The sequence below is a fragment of the Solilutibacter pythonis genome (genome assembly GCF_003697345.1).
GTDB lineage: Bacteria > Pseudomonadota > Gammaproteobacteria > Xanthomonadales > Xanthomonadaceae > Solilutibacter > Solilutibacter pythonis.
The window spans coordinates 45,437-72,371 of sequence record NZ_RFLY01000013.1 but is presented as its reverse complement, the minus strand read 5'-3'; the positions used below and the strand labels follow the sequence as shown (position 1 = coordinate 72,371).

Genomic DNA, 26,935 nt, shown 5'->3' with positions numbered 1-26,935 from the left:
CAACCCATCGGAAGCCCGCCGTGAGCCAGCCCGTTTCGATCAAGCAGGAAGATTTCATCCAGTCGGTCGCCGACGCTCTGCAATACATCAGCTACTACCACCCGGTCGATTACATCCAGAACCTGGCCATTGCCTGGGAGCGCGAGGAATCGCCCGCGGCCAAGGATGCGATGGCGCAGATACTGATCAATTCGCGCATGTGCGCCGAGGGCCACCGCCCGATCTGCCAGGACACCGGCATCGTCACCGTCTTCCTCGAAATCGGCATGGACGTGCGCTGGGACGATGCCAACCTGGGCATCGAGGAAATGGTCAACGAAGGCGTGCGCCGCGCCTACCGCCACCCGGACAACAAACTGCGCGCCTCGGTGTTGGCCGACCCGGCCGGCAAGCGCCGCAATACCGGCGACAACACGCCGGCGGTGGTCAACATGAAGCTGGTGCCGGGTCGTACGGTGGAGGTGATCGTGGCGGCCAAGGGCGGCGGATCGGAAGCGAAATCCAAGTTCGCGATGCTCAACCCATCCGATTCGATCGTCGATTGGGTGCTGAAGACGGTGCCGACCATGGGCGCCGGCTGGTGCCCGCCGGGGATGCTCGGCATCGGCATCGGCGGTACCGCAGAAAAGGCGATGCTGCTGGCGAAGGAAGCTCTGATGGAGCCTATCGACATCGCCGATCTCAAGGCGCGGGGCCCCGCCAGCCGCGCCGAGGAGCTGAGACTGGAGTTGCACGACAAGGTGAATGCGCTCGGCATCGGCGCGCAGGGGCTGGGCGGGCTGACCACCGTGCTCGACATCAAGGTCAAGGATTACCCGACCCATGCCGCCAACCTGCCGGTCGCGATGATCCCCAACTGCGCCGCCACCCGCCATGCGCATTTCACCCTGGACGGCAGCGGCCCGGTGATGCTCGACCCGCCATCGCTGAAAGACTGGCCAGAGCTGACCTACGACGCCAGCAAAGGCAAGCGCGTCAACCTCGATACCGTGACCAAGGACGAAGTGGCCAGTTGGCAGCCCGGCGATGTGCTGCTGCTTTCCGGCAAGCTCCTGACTGGCCGCGACGCCGCGCACAAGCGCATGACCGACATGCTCGACCGTGGCGAGGCGTTGCCGGTGGATTTGAAGGGTCGCTTCATTTATTACGTTGGCCCGGTCGACCCGGTGCGCGAGGAAGTGGTGGGACCCGCCGGCCCGACCACCGCTACCCGGATGGACAAGTTCACCCGGCAGATGCTGGAAAAGAGCGGCTTGCTCGGCATGGTCGGCAAGGCCGAGCGCGGCCCGGCGGCGATCGAGGCGATCCGCGACCACGGCGCGGCCTATCTGATGGCGGTCGGTGGCAGTGCCTATCTGGTATCGAAGGCGATCAAGGCCGCCCGCGTACTGGCTTTCGAGGATCTGGGCATGGAGGCGATCTACGAATTCGAGGTTGAAGAGATGCCAGTGACCGTGGCCGTCGATGCACGTGGCGCTTCGGTGCACCAGACCGGCCCGAAGGAGTGGGCGGCCAGGATTGCCGGTATCCCGGTGACGGTCGAGGGCTGAACCAGCCTGTTCGCGCGTTGCCGGCGGCGGCCGGGCGATTCGCCCGCTCCCCGTTGTCGGCACTGCGTATCCGCTGCCGCTACCGGCCCGTCGAGCGCGCGCGCCCCGGCGTCCACGAGTGGTCTGACATCTGCGAGGCGAACGGCTGGGCTTGGGTTACATGAGCAGACGGCGATCTTTCGCGCCGGGAGACCGCATGGTTCATGGCGGGGCGGGAGATTCAAGGGATCAGCCAGACCAGCGCGAACAGGCCGATCATGGCGAACGCCAGCGTCAGCTTGAGCACCACGCCGAAAACGATGCCGAGCCAAGTGCCGAGGCCGATCTTGGCGGCATCGCCCAGATCGTTGCCGCTCAGCCGGCGGCGGTGCAGCAGTTCTCCGGCCAGCGCCCCCACGAAGGGGCCGGCCAATAGCCCGAACGGCCCGAAAAACAAGCCAGCCAGCGTCCCGAGCATTGCCCCCACGAGCGCCAGCCGGCTGGCGCCGACACGCTTGGCCCCCATCGCAGTGGCCCAGAAATCCACCGCTAGCGAGAGCGCGGTGAGCAGGCCCAGTGGGATCATCCAGCCCCAGTGCACGTGCTGGAAACCGTCGGCCCAGGCGGCCAGCAGCAGGCCCGCGAACACCAGCGGCAGGCCCGGCAGCGCGGGGAGCAGGATGCCGAGCATGCCGATGGCGACCAGAATCGCCGCCAGGACATAGAAGATCGAGGAGTGGTCCATAGGTATCGGGTTGCTTGTGGGGAGAACATTGCAACAGATATGGTCTGATTGCATTTTCATGATCGCGGCGCTACTTTGGCGGCGCTGAGTTCCAAGGGTCGCCGTGACCATGGCCTGGCGTGTCGGCTTCATCGTAATGCTGCGTCGTCTGACCGTTTACTTACTCCTTGTAACCAGCAGTGTCGGCGGTCTGTCGGCACTCACCCTGCAATATTCCAAGGAGCAAGTTTGATGTCGAACCGTGAAACCGGCACCGTCAAGTGGTTCAACGATGCCAAGGGCTTTGGCTTCATCAGCCGCGAAAGTGGTGAGGATGTCTTCGTGCACTTCCGTGCCATCCAGTCCCAGGGTTTCAAGACCCTGAAGGAAGGCCAGAAGGTGACGTTCACTGTCGTGCAAGGGCAAAAGGGCCTACAGGCTGATGCCGTCGAGCCGATGTAAATCCGCTTCAAAATTCTTTGGATTCGCAGATCGAATCGACAAGCCTCGGTGCGAGCCGGGGCTTTTTTATGAGGCCCCTTCAAGCTGGCCCGGCTTTCAAAGTGGCGTTTGAATGGGCGCGTGCAGGGAGATGGCCCGAGGGCCGAATCAAATGACGAAGTGGTCTGGCGCCGGCGAAGTCGGCGTTTGACGCGGTTGCTCGCCTTGGACTCCCGTTGCAATGAACTGCCCGTTGCGATCCGTTCGTTCGACTTGCGCGGTCCATCATCCTACGCTCGCCCATCTCGACGATTCGCTTGGGAGCGGAGTGGACAATCGGCCATGCAATTCAATGTACTAGAGGAATCCCTCTTCGAAGAATTCGTCGAATTCACTGCTTTGGGTGGCTCGGCGCATCTGTTCCATGCTGAAGCCGCGCCTGAGCAGGAACCCGGCGGCCTTGCGTTGTAATTCTCGGTCTTCGGCGAGGCCAGGGCCAAAGCGGCGTTGAACCAGATTGAAGGCCAGGCGGCTCCAGTCTTCCTCGCAACAAGCAAGCGCGGCGCCAATGATGGTTTCGTCCAAACCGTGGCTGGACATTTCGGCACGGATACGCAGTGGACCTTGCCCTTGCGCCGCTCGGCTGCGCACCAGGTTCTCGGCGAAGCGTTCGTCGCTCTGCCAGCCGGCTTCTGTCATGTACGCGACGGCGGCCTTGGCCTCGCTCCGGGGCACGCCCTTGACGCACAGCTTGCGGGTGAGTTCCTTGCGCGAATGCTCACGCCGAACCAGCAGGGACAGCGCCCGCTGGTTCGGTGTGGGTTCGGGCGAGGTCTTCCGACGGCGGCTCCGGCGTCCTGGGCTGGCATCGCCGTCGGGCGATTGGTCATCAGTGCTCACGATCCTTGACCCATGACTCGTTGCCGGGAGCGATGGTGTCCTTGCTGCGGATACGACCATCGACGCCCTTGGTGGTCAGCTCGCCACCGCCCTGATTCCTCAACATGTCCCGGGCGGCGACCTCCGCTGCCCGTTGGGTGGAATGAAGGCTGGATGCGCGATTCGAATCGTTGCGTTTGTTGGCCCATTGGCCGTCGCTACGTTTGTAGACCGTTCTGTCCTGATCCTTGCTCATTGTCATGTGTCTTTGTGGGACGGGGCTGGTTCATTCGCCGGCAGCGGCGGTCTCGCGCTCATCGCGCGAGGTTTCATCGGGGATGAATTTCTCACGCAGCTGGCCTTCCAGCTTGGCGGCGATCTGCGGGTTTTCCTTCAGATAGTTGCGGGCGTTTTCCTTGCCCTGGCCGATGCGCTCACCGTCGTAGCCGTACCAGGCGCCGGCCTTGTCCACCAGTTTGGCGTTGACGCCCATCTCGATCAGTTCGCCTTCGCGGCTGATGCCCTCGCCATAGAGGATTTCGGTCACGACCTGCTTGAACGGAGGAGCCAGCTTGTTCTTGACCACTTTGATGCGGGTCTGGTTGCCGATGATCTCGTCACCTTTCTTGACCGCGCCAATGCGGCGGATGTCCAGGCGCACCGAGGCGTAGAACTTGAGCGCGTTGCCGCCGGTGGTGGTTTCCGGGCTTTGGCCCGGCATCATCACGCCGATCTTCATGCGCAGTTGGTTGATGAAGATGACCAGGCAATTGCTGCGCTTGATGTTGCCGGTCAGCTTGCGCAGGGCCTGGCTCATCAAACGGGCTTGCAGGCCCGGGAGCTGGTCGCCCATCTCGCCCTCGATCTCGGCCTTGGGCGTGAGCGCGGCGACGGAGTCGACCACCACCATGTCCACCGCGCCGGAGCGCACCAGCATATCGGCGATTTCCAGGGCCTGCTCGCCGGTATCGGGCTGGGAGAGCAGCAAGTCGTCGACGTTGACGCCGAGTTTCTGCGCGTAGACGGGATCGAGCGCGTGCTCGGCATCGATGAAGGCGGCGGTGCCGCCGATCTTCTGGCATTCGGCGATGGCTTGCAGGGTGAGGGTGGTCTTGCCGGAGGATTCCGGGCCGTAGATTTCCACCACGCGGCCCTTGGGTAGGCCGCCGATGCCCAATGCCAAGTCGAGCATCAGCGAGCCGGTGCCGATGGTTTCGACCTGCTCGATGGCGCGGTCGCCCATGCGCATCACGGAGCCTTTGCCGAACTGCTTTTCGATCTGGCTGAGGGCGGCGGTCAGCGCGCGTTTGCGGTTTTCGTCCATCGGGGTGTCCTTTTGCTTGGATTTGGATTGGGAAGTAGGAGTGGAGCTATCGATGCGCACAGGCTAGATGGCCGATGTCGCACAGGCTGCGACGACAGCCCATGCATCGACGATATTTTCCATGGGTTTTCCGCGGCAGCGGCGGAGCGCGGCGATGTGTGTAGGTGAAAGCCTCATCGGTTTGGCCTCACCAGGCCGCAGTACAGACCTTCGATAGCGAAGTCCTGGCCGGGCAGCACTTCGATTGGCGCGTAATCGGGGTTGCGTGGCAGCAGGCGGATGCGCTCGCTGTTCTTCTTCAATAGCTTGACGGTGATTTCCTCGTCGATGCGGGCGACGACGATCTGGCCGTTGCGGGCCTCGCTGGTGCGGTGAACGCCGATCAGGTCGCCGTCGAAGATACCTTCGTCGATCATCGAGTCGCCCTTGACCTTCAGCAGGTAGTCGGGCTTGGGCGAGAACAGCACGCGGTCGAGAATCAAGACTTGGTCGGCGCCGATGTCGGCCCCGATCGGCTGGCCGGCGGCGACCTGGCCCAGCACCGGGAGATGCACGGCGTTGTCATCGAGGGTATCCGGCGGCAGGCCGGCTTGCGGTGACTGCGGCGGGCGTAGCACGCGCAGACTGCGGGCGATGCCGGGTTTGCGCTCGATTGCGCCGGCCGCTTCCAGCGCCTCCAGGTGGTACTGGGCGCCGCGCACGCCCTTGAAGCCGAAGGCGCGGGCGATCTCCACCTGGGTGGGGGGATAGCCATCGGCCTCGATGCGCTCGGCGATGAAGGCGAGGATGGCCATCTGGATGTCGGTGAGGGTGTCGTTGCTCATGTGAGTAGTAATACTACTAACTTCGTAAGTGCGCAAGCCCGGGTAGCCGCATCGGCGACGATCTGCTGCAATGGATTCCATATGAAAGCTGAAACCTGCCCCTGCGATCGCGCCCGCGCCTACGCGGATTGCTGCGGCCGCCTGCATGCCGGCGCGCCCGCCGCCGATGCCGAGGCCCTGATGCGTTCGCGCTACAGCGCTTATGTATTGGGGGCGGAGGATTATCTGAGGGCAAGCTGGCACCCCTCGACCCGGCCGCAAGGGCCATTGCTGGAGGCGTTGACGCGGCTCAAATGGCTGCGGTTGAAGGTGCTGGCGCATCGTCGCTGCGACGATGACCACGCAGAAGTCGAGTTCGTCGCCAGGTATCTCGATAACGGCAGGCACCGACAATTGCGCGAGAACAGTCGTTTCCGGCGGGAAGCGGGGCGTTGGTACTACGTGGATGGCGATATCGGCTGAGGCTCAGTCCGCTTCCCGCAGCAGACCGTCGAAGGCGGCGGCGACCGTTCGCCGCCTGACCACGTCGCGGTCGCCTTCGAAATGGAACATCTCGGCCCGGGCATAGCCGCCGCGTCGTTTCCACCCCACCCAGACGGTGCCGACCGGTTTGGTGTCGCTTCCCCCGCCAGGTCCGGCGATGCCGGTTACCGCCACCGCCACCGTGCCGCCGGAGTGAGAAAGCGCACCGGAGACCATTTCCACCACGCATTCCCGGCTGACCGCGCCGTGCTGCTCCAATGTCCGTGGGCGCACGCCCAGCAGCGCTTGTTTGGCCTCGTAGCTGTAAGCGACCATGCCGCAATCGAACCATTCCGAGGAGCCGGCGATGCCGGTCACGGTCTTGGCGATCCAGCCGCCCGTGCAGCTTTCGGCGGCCACCAGCATGTCGTGGCGGGCACGCAGCCGTTCGCCAAGCCGCTGGGCGAGGGTGTCGAGTTCGATATCGGTGGGAACGGGCATTGAATGAACCGGGGATGTTCGTTGCCCGCATTCTCACCCGTATATCCGGCTTCGACCAGTGTGCCGGGCAAAAAGAAACCCCGGCCGAAGCCGGGGTTCTGGTTGCACGCCAAGATCGCTCAGTACGTCGCGGTCAGACTGGCGCCGGAAAACGCACTATCGCCCCGCACCATCACGTGCCAAGTGCCCGCGGACGGGGCGTTGAAGATGCAGGCTTCGTTGTTGCCGCGGCGGTAGGGACGGCAGTGGTAGCGGGTGGCGGTCGGTGCGCTGCCGAAACGCACGTACAGATCGGCATCGCCTCTGCCACCGGACAGGGTGATACGCAGCCGGCTGCGATTGGCCGGTACCTGCACCGTCCATTTCCGTTCACTGCGGCTGGTGCCGGAAATCCCGCTCACTGGCGTACCGTTCTGTAGCACGTTGGCGTCGGGGCTCGGGCCGGGGGTGTTGCCACCGCCATCGCTGCCACTGCCACCGCCGCCGGTCGCGGCATCGACCGCCGCCTTGGCGTTGATGATGCCGGCGCCGCAGCCTTCGGGGCAGCTTACCTGCAGGGGGCGGGCGGTGGATTGCAGCAGTTGCAACATCCGTGCCGGGGTCAGCGGCGTATTGACCGCCGATTGCACCAGCGCGACCACACCGGCCACGTGCGGCGCCGCCATCGAGGTGCCGCTCATGTAGGTATAGCCTTCGTTTGCCGCCCGGGTGGTGCCGGTATTCACGGTCGAGGCAATGCGGTCGCCAGGCGCCGAGATATGGACGCGCCGGCCGTAGTTGGAGAACCTGGAAGCGCGTCCGCCAGAGGCATCGGTGGCGCCGACGTTGATGACGTTGGCGCAGTTGCCCGGCATATGGTTGGCGGTGGTGTTGTCGTTACCGGCCGCCGTCACCACGATGGTGCCGCGTCTGGTGGCGGCGTTGATCGCGTTCTGGTAGCTGGTGGAACAGGCGGCGGGAACCGTGGAACCCAGGCTCATGTTGATGACTTCGGCCGGGTTGGCATTGGCCGGAACGCCGCTGACGCTGCCACCGGAGGCCCAGGTGATGGCATCGACGATGTCGGAAGTGGCGCCGCCGCACGCGCCCAGCACGCGCACCGGCAAGATCCGTGCGCTCGGCGCGGTACCGGCCACGCCACGGCCATTGTTGCTCACCGCAGCGACCGTGCCGGCGACGTGAGTGCCGTGCCAGCTGGAGTTCTGGGCCTCATGGACGCCGCCGCACTGGTTGGCGGTGACCCAATCGCCTTCGTCGCGCGGGTTGCTGTCGCGGCCGTTGCCGTCGCGTGCGGCGGTGGCGCTGCTGATGAAGTCGTAGCCCGGTAGCACGTTGGCGTCCAGATCGCTGTGGGCGCTGATACCCGTATCTAGCACCGCCACCACGATGCCGTTACCGCGGGCGGTGTCCCAGGCCTGGTCGGCACGGATGCCGCCGGCACCGCTGCCGTAGCCGTATTGCAGCCTGTAATGGGGGTCGTTGGGTGTCCAGCTCTTGACCATGATGTAGTCGGGCTCGACGTACTCCACGTTGGGGTCGGCGGCCAGCGCGCGCATCAGCGTTTCGGCTTCCAGCCCGTTGAGCTTGCGATTGGGGCGGATCAGGTCGGCGCCGATCGACAGTCGCCGGGAGTGTTTCAGCGTGACCGGGTTGCCGAGATTGCCGGCGCTGCGGGCCATCGTGTTCGGCAGCATCGATTCGGTCGTGTCCAGCGAACGCTGCACGGTGGCGGGGTTGCGCTTTTGCACTGTGCCGTCTTTGTAGCGCACGATGAAACCGTTGTAAGCGGCGGGATTGTCAATGCCGACGGTATTGATCTTCGCCTGGGCGAAGGCCGTTCCGGCGATGAACGGTGAAAGCATGGTCGCCGTGGCGGCGGCCAACAGGGTCTTGCGAAGGGTTTTGCTCGATTTCCTTGACATAGAACATTACCTCTTGATATCGCTGTGTCAGCTCAGGGAAATGCCGGGAACGGCGACGTGAAGATAGCCGTGCCGGCAGATGGAAGCTGCTGACCTTAAGCATCCATAAATGACCTTATACGTCAGTTTTTCCATAGAGCAATGCGATCGCTGTCACTGTTCCGAAATAAAAATGCATCTCATGGCGATTGGTGCATGATTCATCTCGCCACGATTTCACTAGGTATTTCTTCGGAAAACCCGCTATTTCCGGTCGGATTAAGGTCTGTCCGCGTACTGCCGGGGCCTGTTCGGGACAGCTTGCCGACTGTCGCGATGTACTGTGGAATAAACCCGTCCATTCCGTCGAAGGTGCAGTGCATGAAGCAAGCGTTCCAGCAGTCGCGCAATCGGAGTCTTCCAGCCCTTGTCCGTGGTCGTGAACGGCTTGGCCGCCGCCAGTCCGGTTTCACCCTGATCGAGATCGTGCTGGTGGTGATGTTGATCGGCGTGGTGGTGGCGTTCGCCGCTTCGCGCATCCTAGGCGGTGGCGATCGCGCCAAGGTCGGGCTGGCCAAGGCCCAGTTGCAGACCACCGCGGACAAGATCGAGCAGTACAAGATGGACGTCGGCCAGTTCCCCGCCAAGCTCAATGAACTGCTCACCCAGCCGCAGGGCAGCAGCGGTTGGCTCGGTCCCTATGCCAAAGAGGTCGAACTGAAGGACCCGTGGGGCAATCCCATCCAATACAAAGTGCCGGGCGAGGGCGGTAAGCCGTTTTCGCTGGTCAGTTTCGGGCGCGACGGCAAGCCCGGCGGTTCCAGTGTCGATGCCGATCTCGCCAGCGAATAATCCGCCGCGCGTGGCGTTGCCCGCCAGCGGGAGCGCTGGTGGCTTCACCTTGCTGGAAATCCTGCTGGTGCTGGCCTTGGTGTCGGGCGCCATGCTGATGATGAGCGCGGCGCTCTCGCGCAGTGGTGAAGGGCCACGCCTGCGCGCGGCGGCGGCGCAGATGGCCAACGGCCTGCGCGATACGCGCGCCAGGGCGATGCGCGAACAGCGCGTGCAGCGCTTCGTGGTCGATCCGCGGGCGCATCGGTGGCGGGCGGCGGGGCGCTCGTCACGGGCATTGCCGGAAAGGAGCCGGGTGGCGATGACCACCGCGGCCGAGTTGCGCACCCCAGAAGGCGCCGCCATCGTGTTCTTTCCCGATGGCGCCTCCAGTGGCGGTCGTATCGAACTGGCGCAGAACGGACAGGCTTGGCGGCTCGACGTGCATTGGCTGACCGGGCAGGTCCGCACCACTCGGGTGGCGGCGCGATGAGGGCACGTACGGGGCGGGGTATCGGCGGAGCACAACGTGGCTTCAGCCTGATCGAGATCGTGGTGGCGTTCGCACTGATGGCGCTGGTGCTGACAACCGCGCTGGCGGTTTCGGCGCGCGCTTATCGCCAGGTGGATTGGTCGGGGCGGGCCGCCGAGGCCGCGCAGTGGGCGCAGTCGCTGGCCGACGAGGCCGAAGGCCGCCCGCTGGCGCTCGGCCGCGAATCGGGCAGCGTCGGCGCGGGGCGCTACCGCTGGAGTCGCGAAGTCGGCGAATACCGGGACCCCGATGGGCTGATACTGAGCGCCGACGGCCAGCCGCGGCTCTGGCGCAGCGTACTGGAAGTGCGCTGGCGCGATGGCGAGCGCGAACATGCGATTCGCCTGGTTGGCCTGCGTGTCGGGGATACCGCCCGGCCGGCGGACGACATTCCCGGCGCGGCGTCGCCCAGGCCGGCCCCCAAACCATGAGGCGCATGCACGGTTTCACCTTGCTGGAAGTGCTGCTGGCGACCTTGCTGCTGGCCAGCGCCATCGCCGTCACCGCCGCCAGCGTGCGCGGAATGGCACGGGCAGGGGCCCGCAGCGAGACCAAGTTGGCCGAAAACGGCGAGCGCAACGCCGTGCTCGGCTTGCTGCGCGCGCGTATTGCCGCCGCGATGGCGGTGAAGTTCGACCTGGGCGATGGCGGAGAGACGGTGTTCGTTGGCGGCCCGGCGCGGATGGAGTTCGTCACCGATTTGCCGCCGTACACCACGCTCGCGGGGCCGATGCGCCAGGTGATCGAAGCGCAGCCCGTTGCCGCCGGCCAATTGTTGTGCGTGGCCAACGGCCCGCGCCAAATCTCCGGTCTGCGCTGCCAGCCCGGTGCGCAGACCACGCTGGTCGATGGCCTGGCACAGGCTGGTTTCCGCTATCGCGGGCGCGACGAAGACGGGCGTCCGGGACCGTGGCTGGACGAATGGAAGCGCCCGGAAATCCTGCCGGAATGGGTCGAAGTCAAGTTGACCGCGCGGCCCGGCCAGCACGAATGGCCGCTGTTGCGGGTACGCCTGCCGCTGGCGACGGGGCCGGCGCCGTGATGCGGCGGGTTCCCTCATCGTCCGTGCGTGGTTTCGCCCTGCCGCTGGTGCTGTGGCTGATTGCCACGTTGATGACCATGGTCGGCGTACTGGCCTATGCCGCCAAGGTCGGACACATCGAGTCACGCACCCAGTTCGACCGGGTCGAAGCCGAAGCGGCGGCGCGCGCCGGCATCGTCTACGCGGTGGCTCGCACCGACCGTGGCCTCGGCAGCGAGGCGTGGGGACCATCGATGACCCCACGCCGCTTGCGGTTCGAAGGCTGGGACATCACCGTGAACATCCGCGACGAGAGCGGCAAGTTCGATCTCAACCGTGGCGACCCCCAATTGCTGCGCGCCCTGTTGCAACTGCGGCAGGTACCCGCCGGACAAGCCGCGCGGCTGGTGGAGCGCCTCGAAAGCCAGCGCCGCGGCGAAACGGCTTTGGCCGCCGCCGCGCCGCCGTTGCCAGGCGCGCCGGCCAGCGCTGGCGACAAGCCGGGCCAGATCGTCAGCGTCTCGGAATTGCGGCAGTGGCCGGGCATCGCCCCGGCCACCCTCGACGCGATTGCCGGCGAACTCACCGTGAACGGCGCCTCGGGCCAGCCCGAATGGCGTCTGGCCAGCCCGCTGATGCGGCAGGCGTTGGCGGCGACCGGCGTCACCGGCGTGGATGCGGCACCCACCACGGGCCCCGAATTCGGCAGCGGAACTTATGCCATAGAATCGATCGCCGAACGTCCCGGCAAGCCGCCGGGACGCATCGTCGTGGTGTTGCGGGTATTTCCGCGCGGCAGCGGCGACATGGCTTCCACTTGGCTGGCTTGGGAACACGGTAAATGGCAGCAGTAATCCCAACGCGACAAGTTCGAACCCCCGCCAGTGCGATTGCCGGGTTGCACCGTCTGCTCGACTGGTGGGGGCAGGGGCTGCGCCTGGCCCTGCCATTGCGTTGGCGCCAGCGCTGGTTCCCGCCGCCGCCGGGCGTATGGCTGCGATTGGACGAAGCCGATGCATTCGCCTGGGTCGGACGCCGCGACGATGCCGCGCCAGCTCCTTCGCCCGCCGGCGGCGCGCCGGAGGCGGTGCTTGCACGCCATCCCGATCTGCCGCGCTGGCTGTTGCTGCCGGCGGGGCATGCGGTGCATGCGCGGGTGCAGCTGCCGCAGGCGGCGGCCGGCCATCTGCGCGAGGCGCTGCGTTATGAGATCGATCGGCAGACGCCGTTCGCCGCCGATGCCGTCGCCTGGGATGCGCGGCTGCTGGCGCTCGATGCGGTGGCCGGCACCGCCCAGACCGAATTGGTGGCGGTGCCGCTGGCACGGCTATCGCCGTCGCTGGCGCGCGCGCAGGCGCTTGGCATCGTGTTGCAGGGCGTGGATGCGGCCGATGACGAGGGTCGGCCGACCGGCGTCAATCTACTGCCTCGGGAACTGCGTTCGCGGCCGATGAGCCGCTGGCGCCAACGCAATCTGACGCTGGCCGCCATCGCGCTCTTGCTGGTGGTGGCGGGCGCGGCGGGCTCGCTCCAGCGCGAACGCCATCGTGCGACGGACATCCAGGCCAGCCTGCAACGCGAGCGCGCCGAGGCGCGCCGAGTGGCCGAGCAGCGCCAGCGCCTCGCCGACCTGACCGACGGCGCGCGCCAGATCCAGGCCCAGCGCGCCCGGCGCGCATTGCTGCCGGTGCTGCTCGACGCACTGGCCGAGCGTCTGCCAGGCAACAGTCATGTCGAACGCCTGAGCGTGCAGGGTGAGCGCTTGCAGTTGTCCGGCATCGCCCCGCAATCGACCCGTCTGGTGCCGGCATTGCAGGGCAGCCCGCTCTGGCGCGAGGTGACGATGTCGGGTGCCGTGGCGGCCGATGCCAGCCGGGGCGGCGATCGCTACACCCTCGATATCCGTCTGGCGCCGGCGGGCGGCGAGGCCAAGCCATGAGCGCCGCGACGCCCGCGCTCTCAGCCGCTGAGCGCCGCCAGCGCAACTTGGCCATCTTGCTGTTGGCGGCGGTAATGGCGATGTTCGGCATCCTGCTGCACCAGTTCTGGTGGAAGCCTTGGGCGGCGGCGCGCGCGCAGGCCGACCAATCGGCCGAACGCCAGGCCAGGGCGCAGGCGCTGGTCGCCCAGCGTGGCGTGATCGAATCCGCACTGGCCCGTGCCGAGGCCGCCGCTCGCCAGCAACCCTTGTGGTTGCCGGAAGCCAGCATCGCTCAGGCGGTGGATGGCATGTCCGAGCGCGTCGATCAGGCCGTGGCCCTGGTCAGCGGCGAAGGCCGGCGCTGCAAGGTGGTGAGTCGCAACCCCTCGCAGGCGGATGCCGCTTCCGCCCGCCCCCGGCGCGCGGTGCTGGCGCTGCGGCTGCGCTGCGGCAACGCCGAGCTGCTGCAACTGCTCCATCTGTTGGAAACCAGCCAGCCGCCGCTACTGGTCGATGAGCTCAACATCTCGGCGCCGCCGCAGTATCCGGGGACGATCATCACGGCCGCCGCCGGTGTGCTGGACGTGGGCTTCAATGTTTCCGGCTACGTGCAGGCCGCGCCAGTGGTGGAGGGCGCGCCATGAGCGCGGCGCGGCGGATGCCGGTCTCGACCCGGCTATGGACGCTGGCCGTGGTGGTGGCGGTGGCCTTCTGCGGCTGGGCATGGTTTTGGCCGCCCACCGGATACCGGGTGGAAACCGTACCGGCGCGCCAGCCGGCCTATCCCGAGAGCGTCACGCTTTCCCCTGCGGCGCCGAATCCGGCCGACCCGGCCTGGGCGCGCCCGCTGTTCTTCAACGACCGCAGCCCGCGCGTTGCCGACGTGGGCGGGGAGGGGACGGTCAATGGTGAGACCGGCAACAGCTTCCTCGCCACCTTGACCGGCATCGTGCGCTCGCCCGGGCTCAATCTCGCCACCCTCACGCCGACGCAAAGCGGCAAGCCGCTACGGGTGCAACTGGGCGCGGAAGTGACGGGGCAGCCGGGATGGCGCCTGGTCGACCTCGGCCCGCGTAGCGCGACTTTTCGTAACGGCGAGCAGTCGCAGGTGCTCAAGCTGAACGCTCGCGATGCCATTAACACGCCCCCGCCAGCCGCCGCACCGCCCGCACCCGGCAGCCCTAGTGAAGCGGCGGCCATGACGAGCGCCTCGGCCGCCGCCGAGGCCGCGGCGACGCAAGACGACATCACCACCGAACAACGCCAGCAGGTGGAAGCGATCCGCCGGCGTATCGAGGAGCGACGCAAGCAAATGCGTCAGCCATCACCTCCCGCCCCGCCTGCTGAACCCCATTGAGCGTGCCACGAGTCCCCCGATGACCTTCATTCGTTTTTCCGCCACCACCCTCTTCGTTCTGCTGGCAGGCTGCGCCACCGCGCCCGTGCCGGATATGCGCCGTGACGCCGATCTTTCCCGCAGCACCGGTGTCGCCGGTACCCAGGCCGCCGCGCAGGAAAGCGTGCTGCTGGAAGGCGAGGACGGCCCACGCGCGATGATCCGCCATGGCAGCAAGCGCGCCATCCAACCGCCGCCGGCACCGGCGCTCAGCGGCCCGGTGCGCGGCCGCGGCGGCACCTCGCTGGTGTTCCAGGACGAACCGATCCAGTCGATCATCGCGGTGATCCTGGGCGACATGCTGGGGCAGAACTACGTGATCGCGCCGGGCGTACAGGGCACGGTCAACATCAACACCCCGCGTCCGGTGACGCAGGCCGAAGCGCTGCGCCTGCTGGAAAGCGTGCTGGCCTGGAACAACGCCCGGCTGATTTGGGCCGATGGCCGCTACAACATCGTCCCCACCGAGCAGGCGGTCGCCAGCGGCCTGATGTCGCCCTCAACCGGGCCGGGCAGCGGCGCGCGCGGCATCGGCTACCAGGTGCGGCCGTTCGAGTTGCGCTACATCTCGGCGACCGAGATGGAGAAGATACTGAAGCCGTATGCGCGGCCTTCGGCGATCGTCAACGTGGATGGCGGACGCAATCTGATCACCCTCGCCGGCACCCCCACCGAGTTGGAAAACTATCGCCGCACCATCCAGACCTTCGACGTGGACTGGATGGCCAGCATGTCGGTGGGCGTGTTCCCCCTACAGAGCGGGCGCGCCGCGCAGGTGGTGACTGATCTGGAACGCGTATTCGGGGAACAAAGCCGCACGCCGGTGGCGGGGATGTTCCGCTTCATGCCGCTGGAGGCGTCCAACTCGGTGATGGTGATCGCCTCGCAGCCGGCGTATCTGGACGACATCCAGCAGTGGATTGACCGTATCGATGGTGGCGCCAGCGGCGGTCGGCTCTACACCTACGAGCTGAAATACGTGAAGGCGCGCGAACTGGCGCAGCGGCTGGGCGAGGTGTTCGGCGGGCAGGGCGGACAAGGGGCGGGGCCGGCGCCGTCGATCATGCCCGGCCTGACCCCGACCGAGGTTCAAGGTGTGGCGGTGTCCGGCGACGCCGCGAAGCCCGACCCCGGCGGCATGGGCGGCGCGATGTCGGGCGGCGGCGGGCTGGGCGGCGGGCAGTTGTCGCTGAGCCCGCAGACGCAAGGCGGCGTCGGCGCGGTCAGGTTGCAGGTCAATGGCGATCAAGTGGGCGTGGCCGCGGTGGAGGAGAACAACGCGCTGCTGGTGCGCGCCTCGCCGGCGGCGTGGAAGTCGATCCGGGAAGTCATCCAGCGTCTCGACGTGATGCCGCTCCAGGTGCACATCGAGGCCCAGGTGGTGGAAGTGAACCTGATCGGCGATCTGCGCTACGGCGTCAACTGGTACTTGGAAAACGCCTTGCCGGAATCGCTGCGCGCCGCCGCGGCGGCGCGCCAGGGCTTCGGCGTGGCCGGCGGCAGCATCCTCGGCGAAGGCACGGGTGCCGGACTCACGCTGAACTTCCTCGGCACCAACGTCGCCGCCGTGCTGACGGCCCTGGACAAAGTCACCGATTTCCGCCTGTTGCAGACGCCTTCGATCGTGGTCAAGAACAACGCCGAGGCCACCCTCAACGTCGGCAGCCGCATCCCGGTGGCCTCGGTGTCGGTCAACCCCGGGGTGCCTGGCGGCGGCAATACCTACAGCCAGGTGCAATATCTCGATACCGGCACCATCCTCAAGGTGCGCCCGCGCGTTACCCGCGACGGCATGGTCTTCCTCGACATCGTGCAGGAAGTCAGCAGCCCGGGCAGCCAGGCCGACATCTACGGCAACGTGCGCATCAACACCCGGCGGATGAAGACCGAGGCGGCGGTGCAAAGCGGCGATACGGTGATGCTGGCCGGCCTGATCAGCGACGAGGCCAGCAAGGGCACCAGCGGCGTGCCGTTCCTTTCGCGCTTGCCGGTGATCGGCGGGTTGTTCGGCGTGCAGACCGACAAATCGACGCGCACCGAGGTGATCGTCCTGTTGACCCCGCGCCTGCTCCGCAACCCAGCCGAGGCGCGCGCGCTGACCGACGAATACGGCCGCCGCTTCAAGGGCCTGGAACCGATCCGGCGGGCCCCGTCAAGGAAGCCGCGCTAAGCCGCGCGGTTGCATGACATGGCCGGCCGCTTGCGACGCGGCCGGCGCGGGCCCGCATCCAACCGGCGTCAGGGGATTGAGCGCACGGGGCGATTTCCATCGCCCGAGCGCTGATAGGAGACGAAGCGGCCCGGTGGAAAGCGTTGCCGACTTGGCGGCGACTGGATATACACGCCCGGAAGCGAGCGCGCATCGGCCGATAGCCCAATCAGGCAGGACAGGGATGTTTCCCCGTCACGCCTCGCCGGCATGGGCGGCCCGGGCCCGCCACAAGGAGCGGGCCGATGAAGCCAGCCATCAACCCTTGCGGGCGCGGGCGAAAGCGTCGGCCAACGCGCTGTTGACGGGCGGGGCCGAGGAAGGCCGTACCGGACGGGGCGGTCGCCGGTCGTCGCGCGATGAGCGCGAATCGGCTTCGCGGCGCGGCGGACGGGCTTCGGGGGTGTCGTCCAGGCGGCGGGTCAGGGCGATGCGTTTGCGCGCCACGTCCACCTCCAGCACCTTCACCTTCACCTTCACGATATCGCCGGCCTTGACCACCTCGCGCGGGTCTTTCACGAACTTGTCGGCCAGCATCGAGATGTGGATCAAGCCATCCTGATGCACGCCGATATCGACGAACGCGCCGAACGCGGCCACGTTGCTGACCACGCCTTCCAGCACCATGCCCGGGCGCAGGTCCCTGATGTCCTCGACGCCTTCGGCGAAGTGCGCGGCCTTGAACTCGGGGCGGGGGTCGCGGCCCGGCTTCTCCAGTTCTTTCAGGATGTCGCGCACGGTCGGCAGGCCGAAGCGTTCGTCGACGTAATCCTCGGCGCGCAGCGCGCGGACGAAACCGCCATCGCCAATCAGGCCGGCCGTGGCGCGGCCCGATGCCGCCACGATGCGTTCCACCACCGCATAGCTCTCCGGGTGCACGCCGGAGGCATCCAGCGGCTCCTCACCATCGGCGATGCGCAGAAAGCCGGCGCATTGCTCGAAAGTCTTCTCGCCCAGCCTCGGCACCTTCAGCAGATCCTTGCGGCGCTTGAACGGGCCGTTGGCGTCGCGGTGGATCACGATGTTCTCGGCCACGCCGGCGGACAGGCCCGAGACGCGCGAGAGAAGCGCGCTGGAGGCGGTGTTGACGAACACCCCGACCGCGTTCACGCAATCCTCGACCTTGGCGTCGAGCGCCCGCGCCAGCCGGTACTGATCCACGTCGTGCTGGTATTGGCCCACGCCGATCGCTTTCGGTTCGATCTTCACCAACTCGGCCAACGGGTCCTGCAAGCGCCGCGCGATCGACACCGCGCCGCGCAACGAAACATCCAGTTGCGGGAATTCGCGCGCGGCCCGTTCCGAGGCCGAATACACCGAGGCGCCGGCCTCGCTGACCACGATCTTCTGCAATTTCAGCGCGGGGTTCTGTTTGATGAGGTCACCGGCCAGCTTGTCGGTCTCGCGGCTGGCGGTGCCGTTACCGATGGCGATAAGTTGCACGTCGTGGGTGGTGCAGAGCCGCTTCAGCGCCGCGAGCGCCTGATCCCACTGGCGCTTCGGCTCGTGCGGGTAGAGCGTGTCGGTGGCGAGCAGTTTGCCGGTGGCGTCCACCACCGCCACCTTGCAGCCGGTGCGGATGCCGGGATCGATGCCGAGCACGGTCTTCGGCCCGGCCGGCGCGGCCAAGAGCAGATCCTTGAGGTTGTCGCCGAATACCTCGATGGCCTCGGCCTCGGCCTGCTCGCGCGCCTCGTTGAACAAGTCGAGCATCAGGTGCAGTTGCAGCTTCGCCCGCCAGGCCAGGCGGCAGGCATTGCCGAGCCAGGCATCGGCGGCGCGGCCCCGCGGTTTGATTCCGGCATTGAGTGCGATGCGGCCCTCGGCATAGGCATTGCCTTGTTCGACGTCGTTGCCGGGTTCGAGATCGAGGGTGAGGAACTCCTCGCGGCGGCCGCGGAACAGCGCCAGCAGGCGGTGCGAGGGGATCTTCGCCAGCGGCTCGGCATGGTCGAAGTAATCGCGGAACTTCTCGCCCGCCGTCTCCTTGCCCTCGATCACCCGGGCGCGGATCACACCCTCGCGGTGCAGCCAGTCGCGCAGTTCGCCGATCAGCGCGGCGTCCTCGCCCCAGCGTTCCATCAGGATCGCGCGCGCGCCCTCCAGCGCGGCTTTGACGTCGGCGATGCCTTTTTCGGCATCGACGAACTGCACGGCGAACGTTTCCGGCTCCAGCGAGGGATCGGCCAGCAGGCCATCGGCCAACGGTTCCAGCCCGGCCTCGCGGGCGATCTGCGCACGGGTGCGGCGCTTGGGCTTGTAGGGCAGGTATAGGTCTTCCAGCCGGGATTTGCTATCGGCGGCTTCGATCTCGGCACGCAGCTCATCGCTCAGCTTGCCCTGTTCGGTGATGCTCTCGATGATCGCCGCGCGCCGCGCCTCCATCTCGCGTAGATAGACCAGACGCGTTTCCAGCGTGCGGAGCTGGGTGTCATCCAGTCCGCCGGTGACTTCCTTGCGATAGCGCGCGATGAACGGCACCGTGGCGCCTTCGTCCAGCAGCCCGACGGCGGCGCTTACCTGCCCGGCACTGGCGGAAATCTCATGGGCGATGGTGGCGGCAATCTTCTGCGCGAGTGACTTGTCCTGCATTTGTCCGAAACGAAAACGCGGCAAAGCGCCGCCCGTGGATTGTCGCCGTTGGCCGCGGACATTCACAGCTTGACAAGTGCGTCCGGGCAAGAAAAAACCCGCCGTGAGGCGGGTTTTCCGATTGGTGGAGCCAGGGAGGATCGAACTCCCGACCTCGTCATTGCGAACGACGCGCTCTCCCAGCTGAGCTATGGCCCCGATATCCGGGCCGCCATTCTAGCCATCTCGCGGGGATGGCGCTAGTGGGGATGCCGGGGCTTGGGCGGACGGGCCGCGTTCGGTCATCGCGGTGGCCGAGACATCGGCGGTCACGTTGCCGAGCGTGGCGAAAACATCCGGGATGGTATCCACGGCCAGCAGCAGGCCCAACGGGTCCACCGGCAGGCCGAGCGCCTGCGTCACCGGCATGTTGGTGGCCATGAAGCTGACCTGTCCGGGCAGGCCGATCGCGCCCAGGCTCACCACCACCGCCAGCGGCACCGCCGTGGCCCATTGCAGCGGGCCGATGTCGATGCCGTAAGCCCAGGCCACGAAAGCCGCCACCGCGACGTATTGCACAGGGCTTGTGAGGCGGAACAGCGACACGGCCATCGGCAACACCAGCGAGACCGTCGGCAGCGGGATGCCGAGGCGGCGTTGTGAGACATCGATCATCGCCGGCAGCGAAGCCAGCGAGGATTGGGTGCTCATCGCCACCGCCTGCGCCGGAAAGATCGCGGTGGCGAACTGGCCCAGCGGCCGGCCGGTCCAGGCCCGCACCAGCGGGTAAAGCAAGGCCGTGACCGCCAGATAGAGCACGCAGACCAGGGCGATATAGATGCCAAGCGCCTGCAGGGTGGCGGCGCCGGCCTGGGCGGTGACGGCCAGCACCAGCGCGAATACGCCGAGCGGCGCGACGGCCAGCACCCAACGCACGATCACGATCATCACATCGGCGATCGCCTGCACCAGTTCCAGCAGGCGCTCGCGACGCAATTCATCGATGCGGGTCAGGGCGAAGCCGAAGAACAGCGAAAACACCACCAGCGGCAGCATGGCGCTGGCCGCAGCGGCGGCGATGGCATTGCTAGGCACGATGCCGGTGAGCCAGTCGGCGGCCTTGGGCGGTTCGCTGGCCAGCGGCGTGCCGGCCGCGCCCTTGAGCGCCTCCATGAGTTCCGGGCTGTGCGGCATGAAGGAGAGAAAGGCCGGCGCCGCCAGCGCGGCGAAGCTGGCCGAGAACGCCAGCAGCACGAGAAAAATGACGATGGCGCGGCGCGCGATACGGCCGGAGGCGGCGGCATCGCGCGCCGCGGCCACGCCCAGCACCACCAGGGTACCGACCAGCGGCACCACGGTCATTTGCAGGGCGTTCAACCAGAGTTTGCCAATGGGTTGGGCGATGCCGGCCACGCGCGCACCGGTCTCCGGGGAGGCCCAGGCCAGTCCCAGGCCGATCACGCCCGCCAACGCCAGCGCCAGCAGAATGCGAGTCGTGGTGGAGAAGGGCGGCCTCATGGTGTCGCACTCGCGGCGATGCGGTGCGCCGGGGCGATCATCGCGCCGTTCAACGGAAAATCTCCATGGCCGGCAGGCCCCAGTCTACTTCCCTGCGACGGTATTCGGCCTCGGGCATCAGCACGAAAACCGGGTGGCGTGCCGGGTCCAGCCAAGCCAGCAGCGCCCGCATCGCCGGCTCGGGCATCGCCGTGCAACCGGAAGTCGGCGTGGCCGGGTCGCGCCAGAGGTGGGCGAAGATGCAACTGCCCTGGCCCGGTACGTTCCGTGGGTTATGGCCGATGGTGAATCCGAGCTTGTAGCGCTGGTCGCCCTGCCTGGCGAGGTCGAGCCGCATCGGTTCGGTCGAGCCTTCGACCGTGGCCTCGCCGACTTCACGGCTGTCGACGATCCGGTTGTAGTACGGCGAGGCATCGACATCCATGCACCAGTGGCTGGTTTGCATTTGTCGGTAGGGCAGACCGTTCGGCGTCTCCTCGCCGTAGCCGAAGGCATGTCCGAGCGGGAATATCCCGGCCGGGTTGCGGCCGTCGCCTTCGCGTTTCCGCGGGCCCTTTGCCTGGGCCGGATGCAAGCCGATCCCCCAGGCCGAGCCGCCACGGCCAAGCATTACCCGTTGCGCTTCGCCGACTTGGCGCCATTGCCCGGGCCCGCGTTCGAATCGGCGCAAGGTGGCGTGCGGGGCGTCCCAGCTTTCGCTCGTCACCACCATCATCTGCCGCGCTTCGCCCCAGGCGGTGGGACGCGCCGGCGGCGTACCGGCGCAGGCGACGAGTATCGGCAGGGCGAGGGCGAGTAGCCAGTGGGATTTCATGCGCGAAAGACCGTGGAACGGGTGGAAAGATTCACCGCAGATTGGCCGAAGCCGCCCGCCACGGCAAGCCGCCGTGTTCAACGGCGCAGGCGTACGATGCGCCGGATGGCATCGACGTAGGCGCGCCCATCCTCGAAACGCAGCGCCTGCAATGGCGTGACGACCACGCCCCCGGGACGCTTGTCGATGCCGCCGCCGGGGCGTGCCAGCCGCACCTCAGGGGTGTCGTGAATCACCCAGGTCTCTCCCGCACGTTGGCCGATCACCATCATGACGTGGCCGGGGAGATAGAGCAGGTCGCCGGGTTCGAGCGCCGCCAGCATCGCCTGGCGCGCGGTGGCGTTGGTGGGCGGCGCGATGCGGGTGAAGGCCGGGCTGGCGGCCTGGTCGCCCGTGTTGCGCGGCATCCGCAGGCCGAACGCGGCGTGGACATCGGCGACGAAACCGCTGCAATCGCGAGCATCGAAGCTGTGGCCCCAACCGTAAGGTTCGCCGAGAAACTTGAATGCCTGCGTCAACAGCGTGCGTTCGGTGAACGGCAATGGCGCGCGGGCCACATCGCTGCCGTTGGGCAGGCGTGCGGATCGCAGGCGCAGGCGGCCCTCCGGGTCGCGCGTGGGCAGGTCGATGACATAACCGCCGTCTGGGCGATCCGTGGAAAGCGGCACCCGCGTGCCCATGTCGAGCGCGATGCCGGAATCGGTCAGCACGCGTGAACCCGTCACGATCAATGCCGGTTGGCGTTCGACGTAGGCGAACACCTCGGCGGCGGCGGCGGCGGCGATGCGATCGGCGCGTACCCAGGCGGCGTAGTCGGGAGCCATCACGAACAGCCAGTCGCCATTGAGACTCTCGTGCAGGATGCGCACCAGCGTGCCCGGAAACAGCGCGCTTTCCTGGAAACGGTCGATCAGGCGCTCGCCGGGGCGGTGGAACACAGGCCGGGCGTCGGGGAAGGTGCGCAGGTCGGCACGACGCACGACCAGGCCGAACCGCGCGTGTACTTCGTCCGGTATCCGCGCCAGCGCCAGCTGCGTTTGCAGGCGTTCCCGGCTGGCGGCGCCCAGCGCGCGCGCGTCGCTGCCATAGAGCGCGCGCCTGGGCCAGACCGAGCGCCGCATCACCATCGCCCGTACTTCGTTGCCGGGCATCGTCGGCGGCAAGGCGCGCAGGTCGTGCATGCTGGCGTCCTCGGCCAGTAGACGCCGGTTCCGCGCGGTGATGGCGTCGGCATCGAGCAGTATCCGGTCGGGCGTTCGACTGCGGGCGATCCATGCGTCGGCCTCGGCGCGGCTAGCGGCGCCACGCGCGGCGGCCAGGGCGGGCAGGGCGCACAGCAACAAGATGAGGCATGACGCGCGCGGGCGCGGTGTGGGGAAGTCGGGCGACATCGGGATCAACCATCGAGGCGGAATGCGCCGTTGATAGCACAGCACGATGCGGATGCCGGTGCGCCAACGCTGCAAACCCGGCTCGGCCGCGCCGCGCCGCTGCCGCGAGGATCGTTTCCGCCGGCGGCAATGGCGCTGGCACGGCGGCGCCGGCGCTGCCGTTGCCGGCATCCCGTGCGACCTGGATGACGAACCGCGCAAAGTTTCGATGTGGATGGATGGCCGTACCCGGACAGGATTGGTGGATGCGCGAGGGGGAGCGCCGTCACTTCCAGTCCAACGACTGGCGCTTGCCCGATCTCGCTGACGCGGCGCGCGCAATCAGTGGATCAATCGCGGGGGCGGAAGGCCAGCAGATCGCGCTCCAACTGGCGTCTCTCGCCCAGGCCCGCATAGCGCGCCTCGTTGAAGCGCTTGGCGAGGGCGCGGATCGTTTCCGCATCCCGTGGGCGCGCGGTGGCGATGCGCGCCGCCCAGTCGCCGGCGCTTTCGCTGACCTCGCGGGACAGGCCGAAGCGGCGATAGCGCCGCGACAACGCATGCCAGGCGCGCAACAACGCGTCCGGCTCGCGCTCGCCACGGTTCAGCCACCACAGCATCCAGCCCACCGCCAGCGCCGTGCACAGCGCAAACAGGAAAACCAGTTGGCCTGGCTTGACGCGGTCGATGCCGAGCAGGCCGAACATCCGCGCCTGACGCTCCGCATTGAAGCCCAGGACGAAATCGTTCCAGCCGCTGCGCAGGTAATCGGCCAGGTTCCATATCTGGTTGAACTTGACCAGACCGCCGCCGAAATTGCCGGGCAGGCGATCGTCCACGGTGTCGTAGATGCGTTCGGGGGCGACCGCGGCGGTGGGGTCGATCCGCACCCAGCCGCGTTCGGCCAACCAGACCTCGGCCCAGGCATGGGCATCGGAATTGCGCACGATCCAGTAATCGCCCATCGGGTTGCGGTAGCCGCCGGCGTAGCCGGTCACCACCCGCGCCGGCACGCCGGCCGCGCGCATCAGAAACACGAAGGACGAACTGAAATGCTCGCAGTAGCCGGTGCGGGTGCGGAACAGAAATTCGTCGACACTGTCGCGGCCAAGCGGCGGCGCGGCCAGCGAATAGGCGAAATCGGCATTCACCATCGTCATCGCTTTCCGCACGATGGCGGCGGGGTCGCCACCGGTCTCGTCACGCCAGCGCCGGGCCAGATGCTGCGCGCGCGGGTTGGATTGACGCGGGAAGCGCAGCGCGCGGTGGCGCTCGGTGGCGCCCAGGCGCGGCTGGAAACGCGCCACCGGCGCCGAATGCAGCGACCAACGGGTCAATGCTTGCAGGGGTTGCGCGCTTAACAGATCGCCGTCCGGGCTGCGGAAACTGCCCTCGGCGGCGGCCATCGGCAAATCCAGCGCGGTGAGGTAGCGGCGTTCGCTTGGCTCGACCTCCAGCGTGTAACGCCAGCCCGCGTTGGCCGGCACGATGGCCGGCACCGGTGCCGGCGCGCGCCCGGGCGGCCGCGATCCTTTCCACGTCCGGCCATCGAAATCCCACAGTACCGGACCACGCCAGTACATTTGCGAAGTGGGCGGCGACGCGCCCTGAAAGCGCACGCGCAGCGCCGGGCTGTCGTCGCTCATCAGGTCGAGCCAGTCGCCGGGCGATATCGAATCGGACAGGCCGATCTTGGCATTGGCGCGCTCCGGCACGCCCCACAGCGGAGTAGCGATACGCGGGAACAGCCAGAAGGCGGCCAGGGTCAGTGGCAGGCCCAGCGCGACCAGCTTGCCGATCCCGTGCAGGCTGGCCCGCGCGCGCTGCGGCGCGATGCCGGCCTCGACATCGGCCAGCCATTGCAGGTTGGCGAGCGCGGCCACGGTCGCGGCCAGGCCCAGCGCCAGCGATAACGGCCCCTGGTCGAGCAGGAAGGTGGCGAAGGGGGCGAACAACGCGAAGGCCACCAGGCTGCGGGCATCGCGCAGGCGATGGGTCTCGGCCGGCTTCAGCGCCAGCATCGCCGCCAGCAGGGCGCAGCCGGTATCGCGGCCCATGCGGAAATCGAAGGCGATGAACACCGCGCCCGCCACGGCCAGGGTCAGCACCAGTTTGAGTAGTCCCGACGGTTTCACCCGACATGACAGCAGCGCGATGCCAATGGCGCCCAGCGCGATCGCCGCCGCCAGAGCCGGCGGCAACTGCAACAGCAGCGGCGTCAATGCCAGCGCCAGGGTCGGCAGCAAACGACGGCGGGTGGCCGGGTCAAGCATCGGCGCCTTCCGGCATCAGTGCCAGCGCGCGCAGGCACTCGTGGCGATGGGCGGGGCCGCTGCCCGGGCCGAGCGGCGCTTGCAGCGGCAGGGCGAGCCGCCAACGGCGGCCTTCGCGGTCGGCCAGGTCGATCCAGTGCGCCAGGCGGCGAATGCGCGCTTCGTGCGGCAGGCGGACGGCATGCCAGTCGAGTTCGATGTCGTCGCCGTGCGAGGCTTCCCAGGTGCGCGACATCAACTGCTCGCGCCGCGCACTGGCTTTCCAGGCGATGCTGCGCAGAGCGTCGCCCGGCTGGTAGTTGCGTAGCAGGTGCAGATCGTCGCCGGTGAAATGCGGGCGGCGGTGTTCTCCGTCCTGCATCGATTCCGGCAGCGGCGGGCCATCGGTCTCGGGCGTGGGGTAGACCAGTAGAAGCAGTTCCGGGCGCAGCCAGGCCCAGGCCCGCGCCAGCCCCAGGGGGCGGGTGGTGGCGATTTCGATCCGCTCGATCTCCAGCCAGCCGCGGCGCTCGGTCGGCAGGCGGATCTCGGCGATACCGCCGCCGTGCGCCGGCAGAGAGAACACCGCATGCGATTGGCCGATCGCCAGTTGCAGGCCGTCGCGCGGGCGTTCGTCACGGCTGGCGAAACTGAGCCTGAGCGGCATCGGCTCGCCGGCGGCCACTGGTTCGGCGGCAATCGCCTCGGCGCGCAGGCCGGACAATTGCAGATGCGCGGCCAGCAGGCTGGCGATGCCGGCGCCGGCCAGCAACAGGGCGAGCAGCAGGGCCGGGTTGTTGTTGTAGTTCAGCGCGCCCACGCACATCGTCCCGATCAGCAGCAGGAAGAACAGACCAAAGCGGGTCGGCAGCACGTAGATGCGGCGGCGTCCCAGTACGACCGGCAAGGATTCGCCGGCGCGCGGACGTGCCAGACGGGCGATCGCCGCCATCCACCATGGGCGCGTGGACAGGCTCAATCCAGCGGCACCGCGCGCATGATCGATTTCGCCATCTGCATGCCGCTGCCGCCTTCGCCCACCAGCCGGTGTGCGGCCAGCGGCACGAACAGCGCTTGCACGTCCTCCGGCAGTGCGTGGCCACGGCCCAGCAGCAGGGCATGGGCGCGGGCGGCGCGAAGCAGCGCCAGCCCGGCGCGCGGCGACAGCCCGATCCGCACGCCCGGATGCTGGCGGCTCCGCGCGAGCAGGGCCTGCACGTAGCCGACCAGCGCTTCGTCGACGTGGATTTCCAGCGCCGCTTTCTGAAGGGCGAGCACGTCGGCTTCATGCAGCATCGGACGCGCCGAGGCAATCAGCCGGCGGCGGTCTTCGCCCATGAGCAGGGCGCGTTCCGCGCCGGCATCGGGATAGCCCATGGACAGCCGCAACAGGAAGCGGTCGAGTTGCGAGTCCGGCAGCGGGTAGGTACCGGAAAGATCGACCGGATTCTGCGTGGCGATGACGAAGAACGGCGCCGGCAGCGCGCGGGTGACGCCATCGACCGTGACCTGCTGCTCGGCCATCGCTTCGAGCAGTGCGCTTTGCGTGCGCGGTGGCGCGCGGTTGATTTCGTCCCCCAGCAGGATGTGGGTGAACACCGGGCCGGGATGGAATTCGAAGCCGCGCGTGGTGGCGTCGTAGACCGAGACGCCCACCACGTCGGCCGGTAGCAAGTCGGAAGTGAACTGCACGCGCTGGAACTTCAGCCCGAGCGTCGCCGCCAGCGCGTGCGCCAGCGTGGTCTTGCCGAGGCCCGGCAAGTCCTCGATCAACACATGGCCGCCGGCCAGCAGGGCGACGAAGGTCAGGCGCACTTCATGCGGCTTGCCCAGCACCAGCGTGTTGACCTGGGCCAGCGCGGCGCGCAGGCGCTCCGGCAATTGGTCGTCTGTTTTCGGATTCAACTCGTTTACC

26 protein-coding genes and 1 tRNA gene are annotated in these 26,935 nt (G+C 67.5%); 12 read left to right on the top strand and 15 right to left on the bottom strand.

The genetic code is table 11. From position 1 onward, the window contains the following. Positions 1-20 precede the first annotated feature (20 nt). Complete coding sequence (locus tag EBB59_RS09635) at positions 21-1,550, top strand: fumarate hydratase (protein ID WP_122101948.1); 1,530 nt, start codon at positions 21-23, stop codon at positions 1,548-1,550. A gap of 220 nt (positions 1,551-1,770) precedes the next feature. On the opposite strand, the gene EBB59_RS09630 is transcribed toward EBB59_RS09635, so the two are convergent. Further along, positions 1,771-2,274 (bottom strand): DUF456 domain-containing protein, encoded by a 504-nt coding sequence (locus tag EBB59_RS09630; protein ID WP_122101947.1) that lies wholly within the window; start codon positions 2,272-2,274, stop codon positions 1,771-1,773. Between the two features lie 231 nt (positions 2,275-2,505). Here EBB59_RS09630 and EBB59_RS09625 point away from each other — a divergent pair, with 231 nt between their 5' ends. Beyond that, entirely contained in the window at positions 2,506-2,715 is a 210-nt protein-coding gene (locus EBB59_RS09625) for a cold-shock protein (RefSeq protein WP_122101946.1), read from the top strand. A 336-nt stretch (positions 2,716-3,051) separates the two neighbouring features. Here the strand turns inward: EBB59_RS09625 and EBB59_RS09620 are convergent, their stop codons facing one another. The 4 genes from EBB59_RS09620 to lexA all read right to left on the bottom strand — a co-directional run bounded on the left by EBB59_RS09620 (position 3,052) and on the right by lexA (position 5,721). Further along, the gene (locus EBB59_RS09620; protein ID WP_245979220.1) at positions 3,052-3,594 is read right to left on the bottom strand and encodes a regulatory protein RecX; all 543 of its coding nucleotides are present in this window, start codon (positions 3,592-3,594) and stop codon (positions 3,052-3,054) included. Next, positions 3,584-3,829, bottom strand: a complete 246-nt coding sequence (locus tag EBB59_RS09615; protein ID WP_122101945.1) for a DUF2188 domain-containing protein — start codon at positions 3,827-3,829, stop codon at positions 3,584-3,586. The genes EBB59_RS09620 and EBB59_RS09615 overlap by 11 nt, the downstream gene beginning before the upstream one ends. Before the next feature lie 30 nt (positions 3,830-3,859). After that, positions 3,860-4,897, bottom strand: coding sequence for a recombinase RecA (gene recA, locus EBB59_RS09610; protein ID WP_122101944.1), 1,038 nt, complete (start codon positions 4,895-4,897; stop codon positions 3,860-3,862). Positions 4,898-5,070: 173 nt separating this feature from the next. Next, entirely contained in the window at positions 5,071-5,721 is a 651-nt protein-coding gene (lexA, locus tag EBB59_RS09605) for a transcriptional repressor LexA (RefSeq protein ID WP_122101943.1), read from the bottom strand. 81 nt (positions 5,722-5,802) lie between these two features. On the opposite strand from lexA, the gene EBB59_RS09600 reads away from it, so the two are divergent. Next, positions 5,803-6,183 carry a YchJ family protein gene (locus tag EBB59_RS09600; protein ID WP_122101942.1) on the top strand — a complete coding sequence of 127 codons (381 nt, stop codon included), beginning with the start codon at positions 5,803-5,805 and terminating at the stop codon, positions 6,181-6,183. 3 nt (positions 6,184-6,186) lie between these two features. Here the strand turns inward: EBB59_RS09600 and EBB59_RS09595 are convergent, their stop codons facing one another. Both EBB59_RS09595 and EBB59_RS09590 read right to left on the bottom strand, forming a co-directional pair. After that, positions 6,187-6,684, bottom strand: coding sequence for a CinA family protein (locus tag EBB59_RS09595; protein WP_122101941.1), 498 nt, complete (start codon positions 6,682-6,684; stop codon positions 6,187-6,189). Positions 6,685-6,803: 119 nt separating this feature from the next. Next, on the bottom strand, positions 6,804-8,606 hold the full coding sequence (locus EBB59_RS09590; RefSeq protein WP_122101940.1) for a S8 family peptidase: 1,803 nt from the start codon (positions 8,604-8,606) through the stop codon (positions 6,804-6,806). A gap of 360 nt (positions 8,607-8,966) precedes the next feature. Between EBB59_RS09590 and gspG the strand changes: the two genes are divergently transcribed. From gspG to gspD, 9 genes are read left to right on the top strand one after another with little or no spacing between them, the layout of a single operon-like run. Further along, on the top strand, positions 8,967-9,437 hold the full coding sequence (gspG, locus tag EBB59_RS09585; RefSeq protein WP_122101939.1) for a type II secretion system major pseudopilin GspG: 471 nt from the start codon (positions 8,967-8,969) through the stop codon (positions 9,435-9,437). Beyond that, complete coding sequence (locus tag EBB59_RS09580; protein WP_122101938.1) at positions 9,415-9,909, top strand: GspH/FimT family pseudopilin; 495 nt, start codon at positions 9,415-9,417, stop codon at positions 9,907-9,909. Before gspG ends, EBB59_RS09580 begins: the two co-directional genes overlap by 23 nt. Continuing rightward, entirely contained in the window at positions 9,906-10,379 is a 474-nt protein-coding gene (locus tag EBB59_RS09575) for a type IV pilus modification PilV family protein (protein ID WP_122101937.1), read from the top strand. The genes EBB59_RS09580 and EBB59_RS09575 overlap by 4 nt, the downstream gene beginning before the upstream one ends. 5 nt (positions 10,380-10,384) lie before the next feature. Then, complete coding sequence (locus EBB59_RS13840; protein WP_158601770.1) at positions 10,385-10,990, top strand: prepilin-type N-terminal cleavage/methylation domain-containing protein; 606 nt, start codon at positions 10,385-10,387, stop codon at positions 10,988-10,990. 23 nt (positions 10,991-11,013) lie between these two features. Further along, positions 11,014-11,823 carry a type II secretion system protein GspK gene (locus EBB59_RS13835; RefSeq protein WP_158601769.1) on the top strand — a complete coding sequence of 270 codons (810 nt, stop codon included), beginning with the start codon at positions 11,014-11,016 and terminating at the stop codon, positions 11,821-11,823. A 44-nt stretch (positions 11,824-11,867) separates the two neighbouring features. Then, positions 11,868-12,908 carry a PilN domain-containing protein gene (locus EBB59_RS09565; protein WP_158601768.1) on the top strand — a complete coding sequence of 347 codons (1,041 nt, stop codon included), beginning with the start codon at positions 11,868-11,870 and terminating at the stop codon, positions 12,906-12,908. Continuing rightward, entirely contained in the window at positions 12,905-13,534 is a 630-nt protein-coding gene (gene gspM / locus EBB59_RS09560; protein WP_122101935.1) for a type II secretion system protein GspM, read from the top strand. The genes EBB59_RS09565 and gspM overlap by 4 nt, the downstream gene beginning before the upstream one ends. Beyond that, positions 13,531-14,247, top strand: coding sequence for a hypothetical protein (locus EBB59_RS09555; protein WP_147455560.1), 717 nt, complete (start codon positions 13,531-13,533; stop codon positions 14,245-14,247). Before gspM ends, EBB59_RS09555 begins: the two co-directional genes overlap by 4 nt. A gap of 19 nt (positions 14,248-14,266) precedes the next feature. Beyond that, positions 14,267-16,456, top strand: a complete 2,190-nt coding sequence (gene gspD, locus EBB59_RS09550; RefSeq protein ID WP_122101933.1) for a type II secretion system secretin GspD — start codon at positions 14,267-14,269, stop codon at positions 16,454-16,456. 297 nt (positions 16,457-16,753) lie between these two features. On the opposite strand, the gene EBB59_RS09545 is transcribed toward gspD, so the two are convergent. From EBB59_RS09545 to EBB59_RS09510, 8 genes are all read right to left on the bottom strand, one after another. After that, positions 16,754-19,087, bottom strand: a complete 2,334-nt coding sequence (locus EBB59_RS09545; RefSeq protein WP_122101932.1) for a Tex family protein — start codon at positions 19,085-19,087, stop codon at positions 16,754-16,756. A gap of 122 nt (positions 19,088-19,209) precedes the next feature. Then, positions 19,210-19,285, bottom strand: a tRNA-Ala gene (locus tag EBB59_RS09540). 18 nt (positions 19,286-19,303) lie between these two features. Further along, entirely contained in the window at positions 19,304-20,584 is a 1,281-nt protein-coding gene (locus tag EBB59_RS09535) for a dicarboxylate/amino acid:cation symporter (RefSeq protein ID WP_122101931.1), read from the bottom strand. A 49-nt stretch (positions 20,585-20,633) separates the two neighbouring features. Further along, on the bottom strand, positions 20,634-21,398 hold the full coding sequence (locus EBB59_RS09530) for a L,D-transpeptidase family protein (protein WP_122101930.1): 765 nt from the start codon (positions 21,396-21,398) through the stop codon (positions 20,634-20,636). 77 nt (positions 21,399-21,475) lie between these two features. After that, positions 21,476-22,864 carry a C40 family peptidase gene (locus EBB59_RS09525; RefSeq protein WP_245979219.1) on the bottom strand — a complete coding sequence of 463 codons (1,389 nt, stop codon included), beginning with the start codon at positions 22,862-22,864 and terminating at the stop codon, positions 21,476-21,478. A gap of 254 nt (positions 22,865-23,118) precedes the next feature. Further along, on the bottom strand, positions 23,119-25,041 hold the full coding sequence (locus EBB59_RS09520; protein ID WP_122101928.1) for a transglutaminase TgpA family protein: 1,923 nt from the start codon (positions 25,039-25,041) through the stop codon (positions 23,119-23,121). Further along, positions 25,034-25,972, bottom strand: coding sequence for a DUF58 domain-containing protein (locus EBB59_RS09515; protein ID WP_122101927.1), 939 nt, complete (start codon positions 25,970-25,972; stop codon positions 25,034-25,036). Before EBB59_RS09515 ends, EBB59_RS09520 begins: the two co-directional genes overlap by 8 nt. Positions 25,973-25,995: 23 nt before the next feature. After that, positions 25,996-26,925: an AAA family ATPase gene (locus EBB59_RS09510; protein ID WP_245979218.1), complete on the bottom strand. Its 930-nt coding sequence runs from the start codon at positions 26,923-26,925 to the stop codon at positions 25,996-25,998. Between the last annotated feature and the right edge of the window lie 10 nt (positions 26,926-26,935).